We start from the raw sequence: 22,088 nt of genomic DNA on the forward strand, positions 1-22,088 counted from the left end.
TTCTTATAAAATTCCTTTTACCCAATTCAATTCTCTGATAATTGACTCGTTGAGCGGTGCCTGAAACTCTTTTGGCAAAACTCCCCAGGTATAGGTCTCTACTTCAAGGTGGTTAGTAAAAGGCTTTGTTTTATGCACACCAATGGTATTCACTATATCAGACTGTGTAGAACCCAGTAAACCATACTGCTCTAAAAACAAGGGTACATGAAAATGCACTCGCCATGAGCTAATGCTACTATCAAAACCCGCAATGGCTTCGCTAAGGTCAGGGTATTTTAAGAAACTGCCATCGTGTTTTTGTGCAACCACCTGATGCAAATAAATGGGCTCGTTATATTGAGCTATCACTTCCAGTTTTTGCTGAGCTTTATCAGCAAAATCAACTTTCAGAGCAGAGCTTATTTGTATTTTCCCGACTTTCAGATTCTCTGCCTCTAGTTTGGCGATTACATCTTGCGGGGCTTCAAACCCAACGGCAAAATGACAAACATCATAGCATAGCTGAATATGCGTTTTAATAGAATCAGTGGCTTGTTCCGGCGAGAACCCTTTTGCCGCCAATTGCTCAATCCCGATTGGGAGTAAATAATTGTTGTACCAGTTAATGAACTCTTCGGAGTTTTCCAGAATCCCATCCGGCTCCGGTTCAATATCAAGGTGCAGTGTTTTACCGCTGCTTTTTTTTAAGTCTATCAGCGCCTCAACTACCGCAATCATGTTTTTGGTAGCCTTAATGGTTGCTTCCTCTAACGAGGCTTCATTCAGCCACCAGAAACGGTAGGAGAGAGGCGAAGTGGAAATTCCGCCCTCATCTAAAGTATCAGGCAATAATCTGGCAAGTAAGTTAAATAACCTTACAGTATAATCCAGCCTTTCCTGAGTTGTCCAATCTGGTGCATGAACTTTATCTTTCACAACCGAATGGTGGAAGTTGCCGAACGGGAACCCGTTCATCGTAAAAACATAACAATTCTGCTCTGTTAACCAGTGTTGGAAACTTTCAAAATTTTGTTCTACAGATAAATCAATGCTGGCCTGATTGGCTAGCCTTAACCCTATGCCCATAGACGCATCAGGACAGATAGCTGCCTTAATTTCCGGAATACTGGTTTGTAAAACTGCAAAATGTTCTTTCCAGTCTTCACCGGGATGAATATTACTGCAATAACTTAAGTGTCCGTATGGAGTCTTCATAATTGATCAAGGGTTGATTTCAAACGGTCAACGGCCAATTTCATCAAATCAAAATTCACCTCATGAATTTCTTTGCCTTTACCGAGTTTCTCTAATATAGTGATGGTCAGTCTACCGCCCAGGTGTTCTCTGAATTCATTCAGACCTTCCCATAGATTCAACTTGTCGTTTTCTGCGAGTGAGTCATGGTAAAGCGTAAACCCTAAAGTTTTCAGCAGACGGATAATACGGTCTGAATCTTCTTCTGAAATTAATCCTGATAATTCAGAATAAACAGAATCCAGAGCAATACCAATGGCAACGGCTTCTCCGTGTCTGATTTCAAAATTACTCAGATATTCTAATTTATGTGCTGCCCAGTGCCCAAAATCCAAGGGTCTTGCTGAACCCATTTCAAATGGGTCGCCGCTTGAAATATGATTGGTATGTAAAGCTGCCGAACGGAAAATCTGCTCATTCATTACCTCCATCTCCCGGTTTGCCATAGCTTGTGCATTTGCTTCCAACCACTCAAAAAATGCTAAGTCTTTGATTAAGGCAACCTTTACAGCTTCGGATATTCCTGAGCGCCAGTCGCGGTCTGAAAGAGAGGTTAAGAAAAAAGAGTCATTAAAAACCGCTACGGGTGGCGAGAAAGTGCCGAGGAAATTCTTTTTACCCAGAAAATTGACGCCGTTCTTAACACCCACGCCTGAATCATTTTGTGAGAGAACCGTTGTCGGGATTCTGATATGCTTTACACCACGATGCGCGATGCAAGAGGCGTAGCCAACCATGTCAAGAAAGGCTCCGCCACCAATAGCTACCACAAACGAGTGTCTGTCGATACCGTATTGATTGATAGCCAATAATGCTTTATCAAGATATTGACTATCATTTTTAACGAGTTCTCCGCCCGGTAAAACCAGAATTTCGTCAACTAATTGAATCTGGCTCTGACCCTGAAAATATTGTTTGATTGATTCAGGCAGGTATTGATGTTTTTCGGCAACTCCGGCATCTATTAAGAACAATATCTTTTTCTGAAAGCCGGCTTCACCGAAGTTTGATAAAAAATTGATAAACTCTTTATTTTCAGACGAAAAAAGGTTTTGTGTAAAAACAATATTAAAAGAAAAAGGCACTTGAAAGGCCTGTTGAATTACGTTCATTGGAAAATTAAATAAATAAGAACAAAGAAAACTATAGCTACTAGGTAACTGCAAAAAACTTAGCCAAACTGATAGAAACAGGTAACAGACAAAGCACTGCCAAAGCCAATACGATATTACCCGAAACGCTCACCCATGCGGCATTCATAACTATTAACGACAAAACCCCCGCTTTTACTGCCTTGCCGATATTTGGCCCAATCGGATTGGTTATTGCCGTAAGCAAAGGTTTAAAAATAAGATAAATGTGCAAAACTACAAATGCAGCTGCAATTAAGAGGTTGTTTAATTGGTACGAAACATATAATTGTGCCACGCTCACCATAATATAGAGAAACGCTGCAAAGTACAGAGTGTTTTTATTACCACCGTGCACTTCTCCGCGACTAATCATGGTAATAGCGGCAATATAACATACCGGCAAAAGGCCAATGAACCACCACTGCTCAATTGAGCTCTCGATTATGCTCATACCAAGAATCAGATTTCCACCCCTGCACAAGCCCATATTGATTGGCCCTAAGAATGAATGATGTTTGCCGAATTTGTCATATACTATGGCACAGATGGCCACTAATGCGGCAATACCTGCGCTAATTGGGCTATTGAACCAGGCGGCCACAATCCCCAGCAAGAGTAGTAAAGAGCCAAAAATAATTGCATTAGTCTTGCTCACTTTCCCACTTGGAATCACTCTTTCCGGACGTTCGACCCGGTCTAACTCCAGGTCAAAAATATCGTTAAAAACAATACCTCCGCCATAAAGACCGATAGTTGAAATGCATAAAAACACCACATTCCAATAATTAATCTCTTCTAATGAAAAGGAAAATCCGGCAATAGCAACTCCAGCCAGAATATCAGATATGGCCGTGATTACGTTTGCAGGTCGGGTGAGTTGTAGATAGGGTTTTATATTCAAGGCTTTATGCTATTATTTAAGAGATAATAATTGAATTTTTATCAACTCTCGGAATCTGACCACCTCTCAGTACCGTGTTTCCGTTGAATTTCAAACTCTGGTCAATTACCATCGGGTTTTCAAAATCTGCAAGGTCAATCTGCCCGCTTTGTGCAAAAGCATCAATGGCATTCTGATAGGTCACCAGTCGGATATCTTCGTCTGAAATCCCTTTTATTTTCATCAGTGCTGCTGTCTTGGGCACAGCCAGTGGATCACTGATACCCCAATCAGCGGCAGAATTAACCATTATTCGTTCTGAACCATATTTTTTTACAATTTTTACCATGCGCTCGTTCCCCATTTTGGTAAACGGATAAATGGTAAACGCAGCCCAGAAGCCTTTATCAAGCACACTTTCAACGGTTTCTTCGTTGTTATGGTCAATAATTACCATGCTTGGATCAATGCCATGTTCTAAAGCGATAGCCATACTCAGCTCAGTACCTTTTTTCTTGTCGCGGTGTGGCGTATGTATCTGAACAGGAAGATTGGCCTCTTTAGCCAGTTCTAACTGAAGCCGGTAATATTTTTCTTCAGCCGCGGTCTGGTCGTCAAAACCAATTTCGCCCACACCCACAACGCCTTCTTTATAAATAAATACGGGCAATATTTCCATTACCTGCTCGGCCAGTGCTTCATTATTTGCCTCGCGGGAGTTCAGACCGATGGTACAATAGTGTTTAATACCAAATTGCGAAGAGCGGAATCTTTCCCAGCCAACCAAACTGCTGAAGTAATCTTTAAACGAGTCTACTCCGGTTCGTGGCTGTCCCAACCAGAAAGCAGGTTCTATAATGGCAACTACTCCGGCATCAATCAGGGCTGTGTAATCGTCGGTAGTTCTTGAGGTCATATGGATATGAGGATCAAAAAACTTCATTCCTTTGATGTACTCGGTATAATTAGCCTGAATCTCAGTTGAAGTTTTAAGCTCTTCGGGACTAACTTCAAAATGCGACGGATTCTGTGCTATTTCTGTATGTTTCTGACACATAGTCTTTTGGTAATTTAAAAATACTTCTTTGTTAGTTTTCTAACATCTGCCAGTTGAGCGTTTCGTTTTGCAGTCTATCATGCAATTCTTTATGGCGCTTTAACTCTTCTTTAGCGGTAGGGAAATCTGATTCGCCACATATGAGTGCAGCTGCAATTCTATCAGGCTCGTTCTCTGTTGAAAACAAATGCTTAATATCTTCTAAAATGGCCTCATTCATAAATTTACTTACCAAACGCCAGGCTTGCGACGGAATGGTTCTGCCTGCCGACCAGCGTTCATGGGCAAGGTAAGAAATTGAATTGGCTAATTCCTGATTGGCTCTTTCTTCCAGACCTTCGATTTTATGAATAGGCTTATCATTAAAAATGCATTTTAAAACCAATTGATTCCATGCCAGCTCAGAAAAATGAATTTTAGGAAACGGGTTTTCGAAAGCGATAGCGTCAAAAACGGGCCCGATGTTTGATCTTACGGCGTTAGTTGCTCTTAAAAGCCAATAGTCAGGGAACGCTAAAAAGGGGAGGGCCGCAATTAAAGCAATAGCTTCGTTGTTTTCGGCAGTATCAAAAAGAATGTCGAGGGTCTTCGTGTAGGCTTCTTTGTCGGTACTATCAAGATTTGACAATAAATAAACCCTGACCAGTTTGTCGAGAAGCCAGTTATTGAAAGAAACACCGTTAACCGAATCGGTAGATTGTACTATGCTTTTACTGATAAATCTTGGTGTGGCAACAAACGCTACTTGTAATGATTGTAAACTACCATTACTTTTTGACTCAATCCAATTAATCTCTTTATCAGATGCCTGAAGTTTGATTTTCTCAAGCAACAGTGAAGAATAATTCATAGTGTTAGGTGCTTTGTAATAATTGGAGACAAATCTAAAGAAGAATTTTGAGCTTCTTATAGTATTTATACCAAAAAACTGATTAAAATAGACAACACCGACAAAATGTAGATGAACTGTTGGGAGGGTTTGGCTACGTGGCAATCGCAGTTATTGGTAGCTGGCATGCAGGTTAAAGCTTAATACAAAGACCATTCAACAAGTTAGTTATTGGATGGCCTTAAACTAAATACTTGTTCTTAAATTTGTTAACTTATATTAGGATAAGACAAGATAATAATTCTGAAAAATAGTTGAAAGAACTTTTGGATGATCTAAAATATCACAACAATGAATAAAACTATCATTATATCGCTTTTAACCCTTTGTTATGCCTGTGTTGTTCCCAAAATTGAACTTACTGAGCAGGAAAAGAATTTAGAAAGTAAACTAAAAAAAGAGTTTGCTTGCGATGATTTTGAATTTAGACACGATTACCACGCTATCAAAGGAAATAGCAACAATGCTATGTTTATGGTTACACTTTGCGATAGCTTTTGTACTAAGGATAGTCTGACACTTTACAAAGAAGTAATCGCTTTGGCCAAAACAATTGAACCCGTTCTTTCTCATAAAAATGATTATGAGGGGATTATTTTCTTTACAACTATTGTAAAAGAAAATAAGGAAAGAAATTTTTCAATTGAAACTTGTAGTAAAACAATTAAAGTCTCATTACGAAACCTTAAAGTTATTGGGAATTCAAAATAATTATTGGTCTGTTCGTTTGTATGTTGTTGTCCATAATCTTTTCTCCCCCAATGGATCAACTCCATCAAACCTCCCGATACTCGCATTGTATGTTCTGGCGCCAAAGCTAATTCTTCGCAAATTAAACGTACTTTCCTTTTCTTTATTTTGATATTCAAATCTGTTTGGGGAAGGTTTGGGTAATTAGCAATTCATTAATAATAGAAAGACCACCCAACAAGTTAATTATTGGATGGTCTAAAACTAAATACTCGCACTTAATTTGTTAACTTATTTCAGGACAAGACACTTTCATTCGTCATAATATCGGTACTACAAATAAACCTAAAATTAGGAATGGGCTAATGACATTTAGGAAAAGAAAGTATATGAGTGAAATTTCTCTTTTGTATTTTCCTATTTCCGAGGCCCCAATCAATATTTCCAATATAAAACCAGAGAAGTAAAAGATATTTGTTCCAATTATATAAAATAGTAACAAAGCAAAGTGGAAAAAATTTATCATTTCAGACTTTATGATATAAGCTATACTGGTGGCTATAAAGAGCCAAAAAATCTGTATATACATAAAGTATAATCGATTAGATTCCCACCATTGAAAAGATGATAATTCATTCCTAAGCCTTAGGTTTTTTTTCATTTTTTCTGATTTTTGTTTTATAATGAATCCCCGTTTTAATTGCCCGCTTATCACATTGAGCATATTAGAAATCCTCATTAAATTGAGAACCAAATTGAGTTGTTGAATAATCGATTCATCGTATTACACCATAAAAAGTTTCCAGCATCTAAAGTATTATAAGCTCTATTCCTTCCCATGATAAAAAACCTAAGGCTTAGACTTGTAAACACCATCTCTTCCATCAATTCCATCATGGTTACCATCGGATAAATATTTCACACCGAAATCCATTTTCCCTAAAACTTATTCTTTTTGAGCGAATAGAAACCTATCAATCATACTCATCGTTTCATTCTACTGTTAAAAAGCCATCCAATAAGTTATTTATTGGATGGTCTTAAATTAAATACTCTTACTTAAGTTTGTCAACTTATTTCAGACGAGACAGGGTTATAAATAAACAATAACTCTTTCTGCAGTACCCTATTTTCTAATATATCGTCTATTGTCCGGTTCTCTTTTAAAAAAACGTTCACTCTTTCTCCTAAATAAAGTACATCTCTACTTATCGGAACTCTATGAAGTTCAACCAAAGGGAGTATTTCAGGTTCTTTAGGACAATAGATTATAACTTCAGGCATCATCTTTTGTTGAACTTGTGATTTAAGCTCTTCATAGGATTTGATTATTGAAGAGGGCTTCCTACTTCTAGATTTTAGGTCAATTGACAAATAAATACTAACACTTTCTGTTTTTAGTGTTGAAAGTTCCTTAACGCATTTATTGAAAATTTTTACCGATGATTCTAATATATCGGCTTCATTAAATAGGTTAACAAATTCATCAATGTGTGCATCAACTACTAGATTTGCCTCTAATACTTTCTTTAATGAGCTATCTAGCCATTCTCTGATATTATAAATCCCATCCATATTTTTTTAGAAAATCTGTTACTTTTTGCAAAATTGTATGTTGTTGTCCATAATCTTTTCTCCCCCAACGGATCAGCCCCATCAAACCTCCCGATACTCGCATTGTAAGTCCTTGCGCCGAAACTAATTCTTCGCAAATTAAACGTACTTTCTTTCTCTTTATTTTGATATTCAAATCTGTTTGGGGGAGGGTTGGGTAATTAGCATTTAATTTAATAGCTTAATAAAAAGACCACCCAACAAGTTAATTATTGGATGGTCTTAAACTAAATACTTGTACTTGAATTTGTTAACTTATTTCAGGATAAGACACAATCTCGACTTTACCTACAGATGAAAAAAAATCAAGTTTTACATTTTGAGTAAACTCTAAATAATAGTAATTTCTGTCTAATTCATCCTTTTCTAAGAGTTGTTCATTGGCTAAAAACCTACCTCTGTAAAAATTGTCTATTATTAGCTCTGAATCTATTCGAAATTGTACAACATCAATACATTTTATTTCAACATTTAAAAATGTCATAACTACATTGAGATTGTGTTTCTTGAAAAAAATCTCGAGCTTTTCATTTGAAAATATTATCTTTTCGAAATCATAGTCATTATGTAAATCATAATGAGTACTCTCCACTTCAAAAAAAAGCAAGTTTTCAAATAGAGGATAATTTGTGATGTCTAAAATCATTGTAGTTTTTCTAAAAATTTACGAATTGCTCTTATTTCTGCCTGAGTCATTGGAGAAGCATTTTTACTTTCACGTGTAACACTTTTTACTACTCCGTTTACTGTATTATTTTTATATTTCTGAGAATGAGGTGTATCCACTCCTGCGTGAGGTTTACCAGATAAATCATATCTTGTTTGTCCTTGAGTTGTTTTAACAGTAACAGAGTTTTTATTCCCATTCAAGGTGGTTTTTATTTCTTCTGCCTGCTCTTTAACGGTTTTAACAACCGTACTTGCCGTAGAAGCTTTCGTTCCGGTCTTAGCCAGTAACATTCCTGTACCAGCATTACTGCCACCTGAAGGTATTGCTGTAGTTAAAACTAATGTACTTGAAACAACTTCTTTTGTAACTTCACCTTTTGGTACTACTTCTGTTGATAATGTTCTTTTACCATTTTCGTAAGAGGCATTTAGCCTTTGGGTTTTAGTGTCTCCAAACAATGACCCTACAAAAGTACTAACAGTTGTAATACTACTGGCTAAAGCGTCTCTTGTACTCCAGTAAATATTCTCCACCATTGTCATCCCGTTGCCAATACCATCAGCACCATCTCCACAGCAAGGTTCATCCAAAGTACCATTAGGGTCTAAACGATTAAGAGGGTTGTTTTGTGCAAAATTGTATGGTGTTGCCCACAATCTTTTATCTCCCAAAGGATCCACCCCATCAAATCTCCCAATACTCGCATTGTAAGTCCTAGCTCCAAAGCTAATTCTTCGCAAATTAAACGTACTTTCTTTCTCTTTATTTTGGTATTCAAATCTGCTTGGGGAAGGATTGGTACAATCAGTGGTTTATTTAATAGCTTAATAAAAAGACCATCCAAAATGTTATTTATTGGATGGTCTTAAACTAAATACTTGTACTTAAAGTTGTTAACTTATTTCAGGACGAGACACCTTGATTATACTTTGCAATAGTAATTAAAAAGATAAATCCTATTATCAACAAAATAATGAATAAGCGTTTTGCTTTTTTTATACTTTCTTCGTTCTCTTCATTTGTCGAATACCTGTCTACTTCTTTTAATTTCCAAGTAAAAGAGTTTAAAGGAAAATATAACATTATAATTATTAAAAAGGCAAATAATCTTCCTTTGGGGAGATAAGAAATAATATTAATTCCACCAAATGCATGTTCTAATAATCCAATAATTGGCAAAAGCCAAATACATACTAAAACACAAAAGGCTAACTTTGAAATAAAAAGCCTCATCTTACCTTCTGAGTATTTCATATTTTTTTGTTTACTCCGGTAAATAGCTACAATCATTTTATTTATTTCATTCATTTTATTCTTATTCTAGAAGCATCTACTGTTTGAGTATTTATTACTTTATTTGACCGAAAATTATCAATTTTGTTGTCGATTGCCTTAAAAAACGCATCTTTACTTCCCGAGGCTCCCCAAATCCCATCAACTACTCCAACTAGAGGTTTTGCTAGGAGTGCCTCAGGCGCTACAATTCCAACTGCAAATATCCCTACATCTAAACTTGCTTTTAGTATATTACCAGTAGTCGGATTATTATACGCATCTATTGATGAACTTACTGCTCCTGTAAAACCAGTAATGTTACCCACTCCATCTAATCCTTTTCCCACTGCTTTAAAGCCAGCAGCACCATCACCTGCTTTATCAAATGATTGGGCAACATCCATTGTTGTACCGAGAAAATCACCAGTTATTCCCGTTGCATCGTTCAATCCCATAGCCTGATCGGAAGCTGACATGCTTGATGCTGTTTTTGCAGAAACAGTAACCTCACTTAGCATGGTTGAACTAGTAGCTGTACCATCGGCATTAAGGTTTACCTGATTACCTTGTCCATTCATATAAACACCTGACTTCCCTAAGTCAGTGGCTCCGCTTTCGTATTTGGCGGTAGCTTGAGCTTGATTGTTTACAGACGCATCGAATTTTACATTGCCATCTTTTAGTTTTATCCAGTCAGTTGCGTCTTTTCCATCAGGGTCAATGAATCTAAGCGGATTATTAAATGAATAATTATAAGGATTAAATCTCCTCATTTTCTCCGCCAGCGGATTCACTCCATCAAACCTCCCAATACTCGCATTGTAAGTCCTTGCGCCAAAGCTAATTCTTCGCAAATTAAACGTACTTTCCTTTTCTTTATTTTGATATTCAAATATGTTTGGAGAGAATTAGCTAGTTCTGAGTCTCTTAGGACAATGTCCAAAAAGCATAATGTTCTTTGCCATTGATATTGCAATAGCAAAAAAGCGTTTGAAAGGTACCCTCTCAAACGCTTTGCAGTTGGCTCAGTTAAATATTAAATCTATCTACACTATTACTTTAATTATCAATTTTTCTCGCAATAATTGGCTAATCAAAAAAGCAGCTACAGCAACAAGGTAAATCCAGCGCTGTTGCTCGTAGATAATTGCACAATAAATAAATGGGCTACTAACAATAAACCATTCGATAACTAATTTTAGCATTAAATGTTTCTGATTGAAAACAATTAAAAGTAAATCCAGCGCAACCAGTGCAACTATAAAACCTATCCAAAGTATTATCCCATATAAAGCAATTAAAATTATACTAGCTAAAATAGCTTGAAGAAAGTTTCTTGATACGCCGTCATCATTCGTAAGGCTATAAATAACAGAATACAAAAATACTGCTATAAACACGAATACTATGTTTATCCAATTTGTTAGTATGATTTTCATAAATTTTTTATTTTATAGAAAAAGATATGCCTGGAACTTCAGGTATATATTGTTAAAGGTTAATTTTTTATTGCAGGTGTAGATTGCATCATTTTATTCCAATCTGAAACACTATATGTAGTTGCGTTTTTCCCGCTTCCTACAACTACGCCCGTAAATGCTCCTTTTTTATCCATTGTAACGGTAAAATTAGCACTCATCATCGGTCTGTTATTGTCTCCTGGTAAACTTGTATAAGGACCGCCAACAGCGGGGCTAACACCTATCATAAGTTGGTTTCCCTTTGTGTCTCCTATCATTGTCTCGGCAGATGGGAAAGCATCTCCTGTTTGAGTTACATTCACACCCAAAGTACCTGCTTGTTTGTTTTCCGTCAAAGTAAAATTAGTTGTAACGTCTATGTCTGAAGAACCTGGGATTAACGGATTATGTCCAGACATTTTTGAAGTCCACGAAGTTGTAGTACTTCCATCTTTGTTATTAGAATAAACAAAATTTGATATGCTTCCTTTATCATCCGTTGCCATTGCCGTCCCTAATACTGGGTGTGAAGAAGGGCTTGATGAAGTTTGTAAACCACTATAAGTATGATTATCTGTATTCATTGTAAAAGATTGAGCAAGTCGTGATGTTACATTTTGAGAAGTAGAAAAACTTCTATTATCTCCTGCAAACCAACCACCAAATTCTTTAAATGGTGCAAAAGCTCGAATAGTTATTGGATATGGGTATCTCCCATCGGGGTCGATGAACCTTAATGGGTTATTTAGGCTAAAAGCATAAGATGATGAGAATAGCATCTTATCCGCCAACGGATCCACCCTATCAAACCTCCCGATACTTGCATTGTAAGTTCTGGCGCCGAAACTAATTCTTCGCAAATTAAACGTACTTTCTTTCTCTTTATTTTGGTATTCGAATCTGTTTGGAAAGAGTTGATGTAATCATCGTTTCATTTCACAGCTTAATAAAAAGACCATCCAACAAGTTATTTATTGGATGGTCTTAAATTAAATACTCTTATCTTAAATTTGCTAACTTATTTCAGACGAGACAGGGTTATAAATAAACAATAACTCTTTCTGCAGTACCCTATTTTCTAATATATCGTCTATTGTCCGGTTCTCTTTTAAAAAAACGTTCACTCTTTCTCCTAAATAAAGTACATCTCTACTTATCGGAACTCTATGAAGTTCAACCAAAGGGAGTATTTCAGGTTCTTTAGGACAATAGACTATAACTTCAGGCATCATCTTTTGTTGAACTTGGGATTTAAGCTCTTCATAGGATTTGATTATTGAAGAGGGCTTCCTACTTCTAGATTTTAGGTCAATTGACAAATAAATACTAACACTTTCTGTTTTTAGTGTTGAAAGTTCCTTAACGCATTTATTGAAAATTTTTACCGATGATTCTAATATATCGGCTTCATTAAATAGGTCAACAAATTCATCAATGTGTGCATCAACAACTAGATTTGCCTCTAATACTTTTTTTATTGAGCTATCTAGCCATTCTCTGATATTATAAATCCCATCCATATTTTTTTAGAAAATCTGTTACTTTTTGCAAAATTGTATGATGTTGCCCACAATCTTTCATCCCCCAACGGATCAACCCCATCAAACCTCCCAATACTCGCATTGTAAGTTCTCGCGCCGAAACTAATTCTTCGCAAATTAAACGTACTTTCTTTCTCTTTATTTTGATATTCAAATCTGTTTGGAAAGAGCTGGTATAATCATCGCTTCATTTTACAGCTTAATAAAAAGACCATCCAACAAGTTAATTATTGGATGGTCTTAAATTAAATACTCTTACTTAAGTTTGTCAACTTATTTCAGGATAAGACATCTAGTTAATTTTATAGAAAACTAGTTTATCTTTACCATTAACTAAGATGAGTTTATCATTTTTTAGTTGATAATTATATTTTTTTTCAACTGAGTCTTCGTCAAAGATTTGCAGTTCATTTGAGTAAACAGCGTATCTCTTCTTAATAAATTGCGAATCCTTTTCAATCAGTAAACTATCGGAAGAATAAAAATGAATTTTAAAATTATTTTTATCTACTTCTTTAGTCTCCCAAATACCTTCTGGGACACTATGTTCTTTATTCTCAAAGTAGTATCTTACTACATATATGACAATAAAAAATAGAATTGAGATAGCTATTGTATTTTTTTTTGTTCTAGAATTCATAATATTAATTCATTGTTTTTGACTTTGTTTCCTCTGTTGCTGTTGTGCTAACAGCACTAACACTTACATCTACAGTACCATTTGAAATTTTAACTGTCCCTTTAAGAGTGTTTGATTTCTGTTCCTGTGCGGCTTTTACAAGTGCTTTAGCTGCTTTATTTGCTTCAGCTTTTGTGATTGTTCCAGGTGCAGCACTACTACGAATTTGCTTAGCCAATTCTCTTTGGGTCGCTCTAATTTCTGTACGCGACGCTGGCTTAAACATTTCTGAAAGGCCGTTTTTGATGGAGTTTTTAGCTATGCCTCCAACTGCCTCACCTGCAGGGCCTAAAACTACTTCCGACATTCCGAATGCGCCATTTAGGACAACTTCTTGTGCACTGAATTTACTGCCTTCATCTAGCAAAATTTTAACACCTTGCTCTGCGGCATTTCCTATTAACCCTCCAGCTACACCTGATGCCAAGGTAATGTAAGAAGCCCCTGCTCCACCAAGAGCCTTTATACCACCCGCAGCAGCTACAGCGGTTCCTCCCAATCCTAATGTAGCTCCAGTAACAAAACCACCAACTGTTAAGGCCGCTGTTTGTTTCCAAGATTTACCTGTAGCTACGCCATAAATTAATCCGCCTGCTGCTCCAATGGCTCCTGTAATTAATGGTAATGGTATTCTGCCATCAGAATCAATGTTATTAATTGGATTATTATTTAAAGAATTATAAGGTGAGTAATGAAACTGTAGCGGGTGGTCCGCCAACGGGTCAACCCCATCAAACCTCCCGATACTCGCATTGTAAGTCCTTGCTCCAAAGCTAATTCTTCGCAAGTTAAACGTACTTTCTTTCTCTTTATTTTGATATTCAAATCTGTTTTGAAAGAGTTGATGTAATCATTGTTTCATTTTACAGCTTAATAAAAAGACCATCCAACAAGTTAATTATTGGATGGTCTAAAACTAAATACTTGTTCTTAAATTTGTCTACTTATGTTAGGATAAGACAATACATACTATTCTATGTACGGAAACAGTTTATTACTAATTTTGAATACATACTTTGAGGATAAAAGCCAATTTGCTTCTTCTATCACATTTTCGTTAAGTTGTTCGTCTTCTACTAAAGAATTTACATTCTCTATTTTATCAATGAATACAACTGTCATACCTAATTCATTCAATCCGGCTTCTATTATATCGGGTACTTCATTTATTCTATCACTTATAATTAAGATATTGCCCCAAGCTCCTATATATTCTTGAGAATCTGTATCCTCCAAATCAAGTAAATCATTGAATCTTATTCCTTCTTTTGCTCGGATTTCAAGATATCCCAGCCATACGTTTTTATACATGAGTTTGTTAAAGTTAAAAATTGGTATAATCATCGCTTCAATTTACAGTTCAATAAAAAGACCATCCAACAAGTTAATTATTGGATGGTCTAAAACTAAATACTCGCACTTAAATTTGTTAACTTATTTCAATACGAGACAAACATCATTATTTTATAGGTGGGTTAAATGCGACACGGCCAAAATCATTTAATCCTAAAATTTTCTCAGTAGGAGCTATCTCTTGGATACTATTGTCGCTTAAAATCTCGAAAACCACCTGTTTCCCATCATATATTTCCACTCTACTTTTGGTGAAATTGAAACTTTTCTCAGACTTTGAAGATTTTAAATTTGCAAATCTCTTTTCCAATTGTTCGTTTTTATACCCAATGATTATCAATTTATTATCTTTCTTAAAATAATACTTGCTTTTAATATTCTCAATCGTTCGGTGAGGTGTTATAAAAACATAGCTTTTTGCTTCTGATTCTGTAAAATATACAGTCATATAATTGGGATACGGTACACTAGCGAGAATAGAAATCATTGTTTTATCTAACTTACTTTGAATATAGGCACTTTCAAGATATCTATTCCCTTCTGTATTTCGGCTACAAGAATTTGTGTAAAACAAAACTACTAGCCAAAAGCAACTTTTAACGATTCCCTTTAAAGTAATCATATTTTTTAAATCTACAGTTTTAATATTCATTTTTGTATTTTCACTTTTTCTATTAGAATGAAAATATTCTTTCATATTCCCATTTTCTAGAGAGATAAAAAATCTGGGAAGCATCGACGTCGAACGTCCAACACTATTTAGTGTACTTGTAGCTATATTTACATCCTCAATTGATGGACTTGTAACATTCCCATTATCTAAAGGGCCATCATGATTATGGATATGAAAAATTAAGTTTAAGGGGTTAATATTTATTTTACTAAAGCTAGTAGAAAGTAAGTCATGGCTTGTTGATACAGAATAGCTTGCTTTCCCTTTCTCCATCACCCCAGTTAAACTAAACTCTATACCTCGTGTAGTATTATCATTCATAAAATTGTACAAATTTACAGCATCGGTGGCGTTGTTTGTTTTACCTATGCTGAAACCATCTGCATCGCTTTTTGAAAGTTGGGAAATTATGCTTCCGCTCGAGGCGGTTGGTTTATTAATTTTTATCTCTTCACTGTTTGATGCTGTTAAACGATCAAATTTGTCATCTGTTTTCTTAATGAGTTCAACATTGCCATCGTCTTTTAGTGCATAATCATCAAAAGCTCCATCAGAGTCAATACGCAAAAGTGGATTATTTTGTACGTAATTATATGAAGTTAACCAATTTCGTTCATCCCCCAGCGGATCAACCTCATCAAACCTCCCGATACTCGCATTGTAAGTCCTTGCTCCAAAACTAATTCTTCGCAAATCAAACGTAGTTTCCTTTTCTTTATTTTGATATTCAAATCTGTTTGGAAAGAGTTGGTACAATCATCGTTTCATTTTACAGTTTAATAAAAAGACCATCCAATGAATAATCTATTGGATGGTCTTGAACTAAATATTCGTACTTAAAATTATCTATTTATTTAAGAAGAGACATTCTGACTGTTTTTATTATTTATAATACTGACTTGGATACCACTTGTTATAAAGAGCCATACTTACAGATAAAATAATACTTGTTATCAGTAAAGAATAGAACAGCCAAGTTGCTTTTTTAATTTCGTCATAGTTACGTTCATCCGAAATGTAGGCTTCGACTTCTGAAACTTTCCAGGTAAAATGATTTACAACAAAATACAATGGTAAGAGAATTGCTATGTAAGCAAGACGACCTTTTGGAAGACGGCTAATGATAACAATTTGATCAAAGTTTCGTTCAACAATTAGAGCAACAAATAATAACCAAATAAATGGAAGCAAAGTGAATGTGAGTTTTGCAATAAAAAGGATAGTACGTCCATTAGAGTATTTAATTGTGTCTTTATTTCGTAGAAACAATGCAACTATCATTTGATTTACATATTTCATTTTATTCTTATTCTCGAAGTATTTACTGTTTGTGAATTTATTACTTTATTGGACCGAAAATTATCAATTTTATTGTCCATTCATATAAACACCCGCTTCCCTATGTCAGTGGCTCCGCTTCCGTATTTGGCGGTAGCTTGTGCTTGATTGTTTACAGAAGCATCGAATTTTACATTGCCATCTTTTAGTTTTATCCAGTCAGTTGCGTCTTTTCCATCAGGGTCAATGAATCTAAGCGGATTATTAAATGAATAATTATAAGGATTAAATCTCCTCATTTTCTCCGCCAACGGATCCACCCCATCAAACCTCCCGATACTCGCATTGTACGTTCTAGCGCCAAAGCTAATTCTTCGCAAGTTAAAAGTACTTTCTTTCTCTTTATTTTGGTATTCGAATTTGTTTGGAAAGAGTTGGTACAATCATCGTTTCATTTCACAGCTTAATAAAAAGACCATCCAATAAGTTGTTTATTGGATGGTCTTAAACTAAATACTCGTACTTAAATTAGTTAAACAAGACACTTTTAGAACTTTGTAATTTTAATGCTGTCTCGAATTAGCTCATTTTTGCTATGCATTTCATAAACTCTCCTTACATAATTATAATTTGTGTCTACACGAACCAGATTTTTGAAAGAATCATTGTAAAACTTTGGAATCATTGTATCCATGAAAAGATTTAAGGTGTCATTTTTTATGTAGTACAAGTATTCCGTTCGTATTCCCTCAAAAACCAGATCTTTTTTAATGTCAACAAATTGAGAACTATCTCGAGAAACAACAATTGCAGCCTTATCTGCAGAAACACCCCAAATTGCTTTTTTTATAAATATTGATTTTTGTCCAACATTTACTTCCATAACGGACAAACTCTCATATTGGTTGTTATCCTCATTTGGTATCTTGAAAGCAAAATAAAATAGAACAGCTGATAAGGAAATAGCCATAAGTATTAATAGATAAAATGATTTGGAATTTTTCATGTCATTTTTTGTGAATTATCATCAGAAAAAGAATTTATTAGTGTTTTATTTTCTGGTTCTACTGCTGCCAGAGGGTCAATTAGATTAATAGAACTATTAAATGTATATTGATATGAGGATTGGTCATATACTAGATTTCCCAATAAATCCACCCGATCAAATCTCCCAATACTCGCATTGTAAGTCCTTGCGCCGAAACTAATTCTTCGCAAATTAAACGTACTTTCATTCTCTTTATTTTGATATTCAAATCTGTTTGAGGGAGGGTTATTATAAACATCGTTTCATTTAACTGCTTAATAAAAAGACCATCCGACAAGTTAATTATTGGATGGCCTTAAGCTAACAACTCTTATTTGAAGTAGTCACCTCATTTCAATATATAAATGTCTTTCTTATCATTTATATAAGACTAAGTAAAAATGGATTTTCTATTCAAATCCCAAAAATCACATTCAACCATCTCTAATTTGTCTTCAAAGTCATTCCAACCATTTGATTTTACAAAATGGTATTCTTCGCTCATTATAGGCATCAACCAAATAAAAGTAGTTGGTGGTATAGAGCCATCAAATGTATCAAATTTATCTTCCCAAAAGACGGGTATTGAAACATATAGGGAATTTGCCCTTACATCAGAAATTAGAGGTTTTTCTCCAATCACTTCACCCCTTAGTAATGCTATCCCTTTTTCAATGATTGATTCTGAAAAAGTTAATAACATTGAGGCAATGTCAGATCTATCAAATGATTTATGAGCGGCAAAAAGATACTCTTGCTTGTATTTTTTCCCAATATCCGGTCTATGTAAATCAAATTTACTAACCCCTAGTGTTAAGTAAGTAGTTACATCGGGAATCGGGGTATTCAGAAATTCTAAAGCGTGTATACTTATTTTGTCATTCTTTAAATGAAAGCTTTTAGTAATTTCACCCAAATAGGTTTCTATGTGTTCAATCATGCTCATGGATTTTGATTTCTTGGATTTTTTTCATCTTTGTTACCTCGACTTCTATTGCAACTTCTACATTCTAATTCGGTGCCTCTATTATAGTCATCCAAAACCTCTTTGCGAGTTGCGTCAGGTGGGGTTTTTCTTTTTGACCAAGATGGATTATGAGAAACGTCCCAACCGTTTTCACCACCGCGTCCTTCACCATTATTAGGGTTACTCTCAACATCTTTATCGCAAGTGGGGCACTTTTTGGTGTTCGGCTTGGAACCGTCTGCTGCACCATCCCAACTATCTTTCACGGTCTTTTTTTAAAGGAACTTGGGCGTTTTGTAATGTCCTTTGCACCATCAACAGCACCATTAGGGTCTAAATGATTAAGAGGGTTGTTTTGTGCAAAATTTTATGGTGTTGCCCACAATCTTTTATCTCCCAGTGGATCAACCTCATCAAACCTCCCGATACTCGCATTGTATGTTCTGGCGCCAAAGCTAATTCTTCGCAAATTAAACGTACTTTCTTTCTCTTTATTTTGATATTCGAATCTGTTTGGAAAGAGTTGATGTAATCATCGTTTCATTTTACAGCTTAATATAAAGACCATCCAATAATTAACTTGTTGGATGGTCTTAAACTAAATACTTGTTCTTAAAATTTGTTAACTTAATTCAGGACAAAATGCTAAATATTAGGGCTTTAAGTCTTGGCTTAATAATACTATCTTGGGATTCTTCTTTGAATATGCTATCTCAACTGTATCTCCAATTTTGTGTTGTTTATAAAATTCGGTAGTAATCCCAGTTTTTAACTCATATTTTTTGCTTTCAACATAATACTCTATATCTACACCTTTACCTTTATAGGTTCTCTTAGCGGTAATTATTCCTTTCGTGTAAACTGGATTTGCTAAGATTTCTGCTCTAGTTTCTTCAAAATCCATATCCATATATTGCCATATTGCCAAAACTATTACACTTGTTACTGCTATTGCAAAAATAATCGAAAGAATTTTCTGAAATATGCTCGATTTAATATCCAAATAGTTTTTTGACTGCATCGGTAAATTTATTTTGGTATGTGGTTTTAACTACTTCTCCAACTGCTGATTTAGAAACCTGAGCTGTAGTTGATACTACTTTTTGTTTGACCGTAGCAGCAGTAGCCTCTTTCCCTAAATTAGTTGCTAATGTTTTAGCCCCTTGTTTGTTTGTCTCTGTGGCATAAGATTTAGCTATTGAAGAAGCTCTATTTGCTGTCGTTGCTTCGGCAGTTAGTTTTTTAGCACTCTTTTCAAGACCTGATGTAATTGTTCCACCAATTTTACCAGATACTTTTCCTGCAACAACATCAGCGGTCGCATCAAAGGTCGCTTCTCCAACACTTTTACTTCCGTTAATAGTGGTTTTTACTCCGTCTTTTTTGCTTATATCTAAATTGGCTTTTACTGCAATACCTCCAACTTCCATTATTCCAGAAGTAACTGCACCAACTCCTGACCCTATAATAGCACCCTTAACTGTTTCAACACCTACATCAGCCCAGTCAACTTCATTCAGACTTTTACCGGAAAGTAATTGACTTCCTAATTCTATTCCTCCTTTTAATAACGCACCACCAAGCGCAGTAAAGCAATTAGGACACTTTCCATCTGGATCAATATTTTTAATTGGGTTATTCCATGCATATGCGTAAGGGCTTTTATCTATCTGCTCTCTTTCATCCGCCAACGGATCAACCCCATCAAACCTCCCGATACTTGCATTGTAAGTTCTGGCGCCGAAACTAATTCTTCGCAAATTAAACGTACTTTCTTTCTCTTTATTTTGGTATTCAAATCTGCTTGGAAAGAGCTGGTACAATCAGTGGTTCATTTTACAGCTTAATAAAAAGACCACCCAACAAGTTAATTATTGGATGGTCTTAAACAACGTACTCTTACTTAATCAGTTAATTTTTTCAGGACGAGGCAATTAACATTATTGGAATAAAGCATAATTTCTTCGCCAATATTCACGAATAAAGTCAAATTTATTCTGTTTTTCTAATACTGTTATTGGATTTGAATCAATTCGCACTTTACTTGTATTATTGAGTTTATAGATGTTTATTTTCTCATCCTTATTTCCACATCCATTCACTTCTATAGAGCCAATATTAGTTTCTTCAAAATTTTCGATTTTACTAATATGGCTTTCCCAATTCATATCTCCGCAGCCTGTTGAATTGTAAGAATAAAAAAGATTCGTGCCCCTGATTAATTCAATATCCAGATAAGAATTCGTAATCTCTTGATAGCTATTAGATTTTTTATCAAAAAAATAGTTAATACATTGGTTTGGGGTATTACTATACACAAACACACGAATATCGCTATAACCATCTTGGTTGATGTCTAGAAATTTAATACTGTTATAGTAATCATTAAATTTTACAATAGTATCACCATCAGCCCTTAACAAACATCTAAACTCATTGTCTTCTGAAAATTTAATTAATGGTTCTTTATTAACTATTAAAGTATCGAGAGTTAATATAGCATCCTCAAGTTTTATGAGTTGCTCATTTTGTATAGAGTCTTTACTACTCCTGTCTTCTTTTTTTGAAGTTTCACAGCTACCATTACAGAAAGCAAGTCCTGCTAACAAAAAACTAGCTACAAGAGACATAAATCTTCTCTTTTTCATGCTTATTATTCATTTAAATTTTGAAGCATTCTGCTTTATTTCTCCTCTAACGGTTCTTAAATTTGTATATAATGTTTTACCAATTATTGAAGTAGCTGATATTTGATATCCAGAATCTTTATAAGTAAACCCTTCAACATCCCCCCAAAGGTCAAAAGAGGTTTCAGAGGTCTTAGTCAATGCAGGACTGCTTGCTTTATAGGTTACAGATGTATTTCTTAAATGGTCAATATAATCATATTCTCATTTAACTGCTTAATAAAAAGACCATCCGACAAGTTAATTATTGGATGGTCTAAAACTAAATACTTGTTCTTAAATTAGTTAAACAAGACACTTTTAGAACTTTATAATTTTAATGCTGTCTTGAATTAGCTCATTTTTGCTATGCATTTCATAAACTCTCCTTACATAATTATAATTTGTGTCTACACGAACCAGATTTTTGAAAGAATCATTGTAAAACTTTGGAATCATTGTATCCATGAAAAGATTTAAGGTGTCATTTTTTATGTAGTACAAGTATTCAGTTCGTATTCCCTCAAAAACCAAATCTTTTTTAATGTCAACAAATTGAGAACTATCTCGAGAAACAACAATTGCCGCCTTATCCGCAGAAACACCCCAAATTGCTTTTTTTATAAATATTGATTCTTGTCCAACATTTACTTCCATAACGGACAAACTCTCATATTGGTTGTTATCCTCATTTGGTATCTTGAAAGCAAAATAAAATAGAACAGCTGATAAAGAAATAGCCATAAGTATTAATAGATAAAATGATTTGGAATTTTTCATGTCATTCTTTGTGAATTATCATCAGAAAAAGAATTTATTAGTGTTTCATTTTCTGGTTCTGCTGCTGCCTTGCCAAGAGGGTCAATTAGATTATAACTATTAAATGTATATTGATATGAGGATTGGTCATATACTAGACTCCGCCAACGGATCCACCCCATCAAATCTCCCAATGCTCGCATTGTAAGTTCTTGCCCCAAAGCTAATTCTTCGCAAATTA

Annotated in this window: 25 protein-coding genes and 3 pseudogenes; 1 reads left to right on the forward strand and 27 read right to left on the reverse strand. The window is 35.0% G+C overall.

The features are described from left to right. Window positions 1-3: 3 nt before the first annotated feature. The 5 genes from eboE to AC1RRY_RS17150 are packed head-to-tail and all read right to left on the reverse strand — an operon-like array spanning window position 4 to window position 5,156. Window positions 4-1,197 (reverse strand): metabolite traffic protein EboE, encoded by a 1,194-nt coding sequence (eboE, locus tag AC1RRY_RS17130; protein ID WP_492822362.1) that lies wholly within the window; start codon window positions 1,195-1,197, stop codon window positions 4-6. Continuing rightward, window positions 1,194-2,348: a 3-dehydroquinate synthase gene (locus tag AC1RRY_RS17135; protein WP_492822360.1), complete on the reverse strand. Its 1,155-nt coding sequence runs from the start codon at window positions 2,346-2,348 to the stop codon at window positions 1,194-1,196. The genes eboE and AC1RRY_RS17135 overlap by 4 nt, the downstream gene beginning before the upstream one ends. Window positions 2,349-2,388: 40 nt before the next feature. Then, a complete protein-coding gene (eboC, locus tag AC1RRY_RS17140; protein WP_492822358.1) occupies window positions 2,389-3,270 on the reverse strand; it encodes a UbiA-like protein EboC in 882 nt (293 codons plus the stop codon). Window positions 3,271-3,286: 16 nt separating this feature from the next. Continuing rightward, window positions 3,287-4,306: a TatD family hydrolase gene (locus AC1RRY_RS17145; RefSeq protein WP_492822357.1), complete on the reverse strand. Its 1,020-nt coding sequence runs from the start codon at window positions 4,304-4,306 to the stop codon at window positions 3,287-3,289. A 31-nt stretch (window positions 4,307-4,337) separates the two neighbouring features. After that, the gene (locus AC1RRY_RS17150; protein ID WP_492822355.1) at window positions 4,338-5,156 is read right to left on the reverse strand and encodes an EboA domain-containing protein; all 819 of its coding nucleotides are present in this window, start codon (window positions 5,154-5,156) and stop codon (window positions 4,338-4,340) included. A 330-nt stretch (window positions 5,157-5,486) separates the two neighbouring features. Here AC1RRY_RS17150 and AC1RRY_RS17155 point away from each other — a divergent pair, with 330 nt between their 5' ends. Further along, complete coding sequence (locus AC1RRY_RS17155) at window positions 5,487-5,906, forward strand: hypothetical protein (RefSeq protein WP_492822353.1); 420 nt, start codon at window positions 5,487-5,489, stop codon at window positions 5,904-5,906. Window positions 5,907-6,953: 1,047 nt separating this feature from the next. Here the strand turns inward: AC1RRY_RS17155 and AC1RRY_RS17160 are convergent. From AC1RRY_RS17160 to AC1RRY_RS17265, 22 genes and pseudogenes are all read right to left on the reverse strand, one after another. After that, window positions 6,954-7,460 carry a hypothetical protein gene (locus AC1RRY_RS17160; RefSeq protein WP_492822351.1) on the reverse strand — a complete coding sequence of 169 codons (507 nt, stop codon included), beginning with the start codon at window positions 7,458-7,460 and terminating at the stop codon, window positions 6,954-6,956. A 289-nt stretch (window positions 7,461-7,749) separates the two neighbouring features. After that, on the reverse strand, window positions 7,750-8,145 hold the full coding sequence (locus AC1RRY_RS17165) for a hypothetical protein (RefSeq protein ID WP_492822348.1): 396 nt from the start codon (window positions 8,143-8,145) through the stop codon (window positions 7,750-7,752). Next, window positions 8,142-8,711: a polymorphic toxin type 24 domain-containing protein gene (locus tag AC1RRY_RS17170; RefSeq protein ID WP_492887685.1), complete on the reverse strand. Its 570-nt coding sequence runs from the start codon at window positions 8,709-8,711 to the stop codon at window positions 8,142-8,144. The genes AC1RRY_RS17165 and AC1RRY_RS17170 overlap by 4 nt, the downstream gene beginning before the upstream one ends. A gap of 63 nt (window positions 8,712-8,774) precedes the next feature. Then, a pseudogene (locus AC1RRY_RS17175) lies at window positions 8,775-8,948 on the reverse strand (RHS repeat-associated core domain-containing protein); the annotation flags it as partial. Window positions 8,949-9,072: 124 nt separating this feature from the next. Further along, window positions 9,073-9,477, reverse strand: a complete 405-nt coding sequence (locus AC1RRY_RS17180; RefSeq protein WP_492822347.1) for a hypothetical protein — start codon at window positions 9,475-9,477, stop codon at window positions 9,073-9,075. After that, a complete protein-coding gene (locus tag AC1RRY_RS17185; protein WP_492823128.1) occupies window positions 9,474-10,340 on the reverse strand; it encodes an RHS repeat-associated core domain-containing protein in 867 nt (288 codons plus the stop codon). The genes AC1RRY_RS17180 and AC1RRY_RS17185 overlap by 4 nt, the downstream gene beginning before the upstream one ends. A gap of 150 nt (window positions 10,341-10,490) precedes the next feature. Continuing rightward, window positions 10,491-10,883: a hypothetical protein gene (locus AC1RRY_RS17190; protein WP_492822345.1), complete on the reverse strand. Its 393-nt coding sequence runs from the start codon at window positions 10,881-10,883 to the stop codon at window positions 10,491-10,493. A 59-nt stretch (window positions 10,884-10,942) separates the two neighbouring features. Then, window positions 10,943-11,800 (reverse strand): annotated as a pseudogene (locus AC1RRY_RS17195) (RHS repeat-associated core domain-containing protein); the annotation flags it as partial. A gap of 117 nt (window positions 11,801-11,917) precedes the next feature. Continuing rightward, on the reverse strand, window positions 11,918-12,424 hold the full coding sequence (locus AC1RRY_RS17200) for a hypothetical protein (RefSeq protein ID WP_492822344.1): 507 nt from the start codon (window positions 12,422-12,424) through the stop codon (window positions 11,918-11,920). Between the two features lie 313 nt (window positions 12,425-12,737). Beyond that, window positions 12,738-13,085, reverse strand: a complete 348-nt coding sequence (locus AC1RRY_RS17205) for a hypothetical protein (RefSeq protein WP_492822342.1) — start codon at window positions 13,083-13,085, stop codon at window positions 12,738-12,740. A 4-nt stretch (window positions 13,086-13,089) separates the two neighbouring features. Then, a pseudogene (locus tag AC1RRY_RS17210) lies at window positions 13,090-13,947 on the reverse strand (hypothetical protein); the annotation flags it as partial. A gap of 146 nt (window positions 13,948-14,093) precedes the next feature. Further along, a complete protein-coding gene (locus AC1RRY_RS17215) occupies window positions 14,094-14,435 on the reverse strand; it encodes a hypothetical protein (protein ID WP_492822340.1) in 342 nt (113 codons plus the stop codon). Window positions 14,436-14,583: 148 nt separating this feature from the next. After that, entirely contained in the window at window positions 14,584-15,906 is a 1,323-nt protein-coding gene (locus AC1RRY_RS17220; RefSeq protein ID WP_492822338.1) for a JAB-like toxin 1 domain-containing protein, read from the reverse strand. A 126-nt stretch (window positions 15,907-16,032) separates the two neighbouring features. Continuing rightward, window positions 16,033-16,431: a hypothetical protein gene (locus tag AC1RRY_RS17225; RefSeq protein ID WP_492822336.1), complete on the reverse strand. Its 399-nt coding sequence runs from the start codon at window positions 16,429-16,431 to the stop codon at window positions 16,033-16,035. Between the two features lie 98 nt (window positions 16,432-16,529). Further along, entirely contained in the window at window positions 16,530-16,871 is a 342-nt protein-coding gene (locus AC1RRY_RS17230) for an RHS repeat domain-containing protein (RefSeq protein WP_492822334.1), read from the reverse strand. 104 nt (window positions 16,872-16,975) lie between these two features. Next, on the reverse strand, window positions 16,976-17,434 hold the full coding sequence (locus AC1RRY_RS17235) for a hypothetical protein (protein WP_492822332.1): 459 nt from the start codon (window positions 17,432-17,434) through the stop codon (window positions 16,976-16,978). Between the two features lie 412 nt (window positions 17,435-17,846). Further along, window positions 17,847-18,395, reverse strand: a complete 549-nt coding sequence (locus AC1RRY_RS17240) for a suppressor of fused domain protein (RefSeq protein ID WP_492822330.1) — start codon at window positions 18,393-18,395, stop codon at window positions 17,847-17,849. 2 nt (window positions 18,396-18,397) lie between these two features. Further along, a complete protein-coding gene (locus AC1RRY_RS17245; RefSeq protein ID WP_492822328.1) occupies window positions 18,398-18,688 on the reverse strand; it encodes a GH-E family nuclease in 291 nt (96 codons plus the stop codon). A gap of 386 nt (window positions 18,689-19,074) precedes the next feature. Then, on the reverse strand, window positions 19,075-19,443 hold the full coding sequence (locus AC1RRY_RS17250; protein WP_492822326.1) for a hypothetical protein: 369 nt from the start codon (window positions 19,441-19,443) through the stop codon (window positions 19,075-19,077). Then, window positions 19,415-20,245 (reverse strand): RHS repeat protein, encoded by an 831-nt coding sequence (locus AC1RRY_RS17255; protein ID WP_492822324.1) that lies wholly within the window; start codon window positions 20,243-20,245, stop codon window positions 19,415-19,417. Before AC1RRY_RS17255 ends, AC1RRY_RS17250 begins: the two co-directional genes overlap by 29 nt. A gap of 117 nt (window positions 20,246-20,362) precedes the next feature. Further along, window positions 20,363-21,070: a hypothetical protein gene (locus AC1RRY_RS17260; protein WP_492822322.1), complete on the reverse strand. Its 708-nt coding sequence runs from the start codon at window positions 21,068-21,070 to the stop codon at window positions 20,363-20,365. 339 nt (window positions 21,071-21,409) lie between these two features. Then, window positions 21,410-21,868, reverse strand: a complete 459-nt coding sequence (locus AC1RRY_RS17265; RefSeq protein ID WP_492822320.1) for a hypothetical protein — start codon at window positions 21,866-21,868, stop codon at window positions 21,410-21,412. Window positions 21,869-22,088: the final 220 nt, after the last annotated feature.

This window comes from Emticicia sp. GW821-FHT11C11, assembly GCF_058808615.1.

Excerpts from the sequence above, each read along its gene's own strand:
- eboE (WP_492822362.1), bottom strand. The coding sequence starts at position 1,197 with ATGAAGACTCCATACGGACACTTAAGTTATTGCAGTAATATTCATCCC.
- AC1RRY_RS17135 (WP_492822360.1), bottom strand. The coding sequence starts at position 2,348 with ATGAACGTAATTCAACAGGCCTTTCAAGTGCCTTTTTCTTTTAATATT.
- AC1RRY_RS17145 (WP_492822357.1), bottom strand. The coding sequence starts at position 4,306 with ATGTGTCAGAAACATACAGAAATAGCACAGAATCCGTCGCATTTTGAA.
- AC1RRY_RS17150 (WP_492822355.1), bottom strand. The coding sequence starts at position 5,156 with ATGAATTATTCTTCACTGTTGCTTGAGAAAATCAAACTTCAGGCATCT.
- AC1RRY_RS17155 (WP_492822353.1), top strand. The coding sequence starts at position 5,487 with ATGAATAAAACTATCATTATATCGCTTTTAACCCTTTGTTATGCCTGT.
- AC1RRY_RS17160 (WP_492822351.1), bottom strand. The coding sequence starts at position 7,460 with ATGGATGGGATTTATAATATCAGAGAATGGCTAGATAGCTCATTAAAG.
- AC1RRY_RS17165 (WP_492822348.1), bottom strand. The coding sequence starts at position 8,145 with ATGATTTTAGACATCACAAATTATCCTCTATTTGAAAACTTGCTTTTT.
- AC1RRY_RS17170 (WP_492887685.1), bottom strand. The coding sequence starts at position 8,711 with ATGACAATGGTGGAGAATATTTACTGGAGTACAAGAGACGCTTTAGCC.
- AC1RRY_RS17180 (WP_492822347.1), bottom strand. The coding sequence starts at position 9,477 with ATGAATGAAATAAATAAAATGATTGTAGCTATTTACCGGAGTAAACAA.
- AC1RRY_RS17190 (WP_492822345.1), bottom strand. The coding sequence starts at position 10,883 with ATGAAAATCATACTAACAAATTGGATAAACATAGTATTCGTGTTTATA.
- AC1RRY_RS17200 (WP_492822344.1), bottom strand. The coding sequence starts at position 12,424 with ATGGATGGGATTTATAATATCAGAGAATGGCTAGATAGCTCAATAAAA.
- AC1RRY_RS17205 (WP_492822342.1), bottom strand. The coding sequence starts at position 13,085 with ATGAATTCTAGAACAAAAAAAAATACAATAGCTATCTCAATTCTATTT.
- AC1RRY_RS17215 (WP_492822340.1), bottom strand. The coding sequence starts at position 14,435 with ATGTATAAAAACGTATGGCTGGGATATCTTGAAATCCGAGCAAAAGAA.
- AC1RRY_RS17225 (WP_492822336.1), bottom strand. The coding sequence starts at position 16,431 with ATGATAGTTGCATTGTTTCTACGAAATAAAGACACAATTAAATACTCT.
- AC1RRY_RS17235 (WP_492822332.1), bottom strand. The coding sequence starts at position 17,434 with ATGAAAAATTCCAAATCATTTTATCTATTAATACTTATGGCTATTTCC.
- AC1RRY_RS17240 (WP_492822330.1), bottom strand. The coding sequence starts at position 18,395 with ATGATTGAACACATAGAAACCTATTTGGGTGAAATTACTAAAAGCTTT.
- AC1RRY_RS17250 (WP_492822326.1), bottom strand. The coding sequence starts at position 19,443 with ATGCAGTCAAAAAACTATTTGGATATTAAATCGAGCATATTTCAGAAA.
- AC1RRY_RS17260 (WP_492822322.1), bottom strand. The coding sequence starts at position 21,070 with ATGAAAAAGAGAAGATTTATGTCTCTTGTAGCTAGTTTTTTGTTAGCA.
- AC1RRY_RS17265 (WP_492822320.1), bottom strand. The coding sequence starts at position 21,868 with ATGAAAAATTCCAAATCATTTTATCTATTAATACTTATGGCTATTTCT.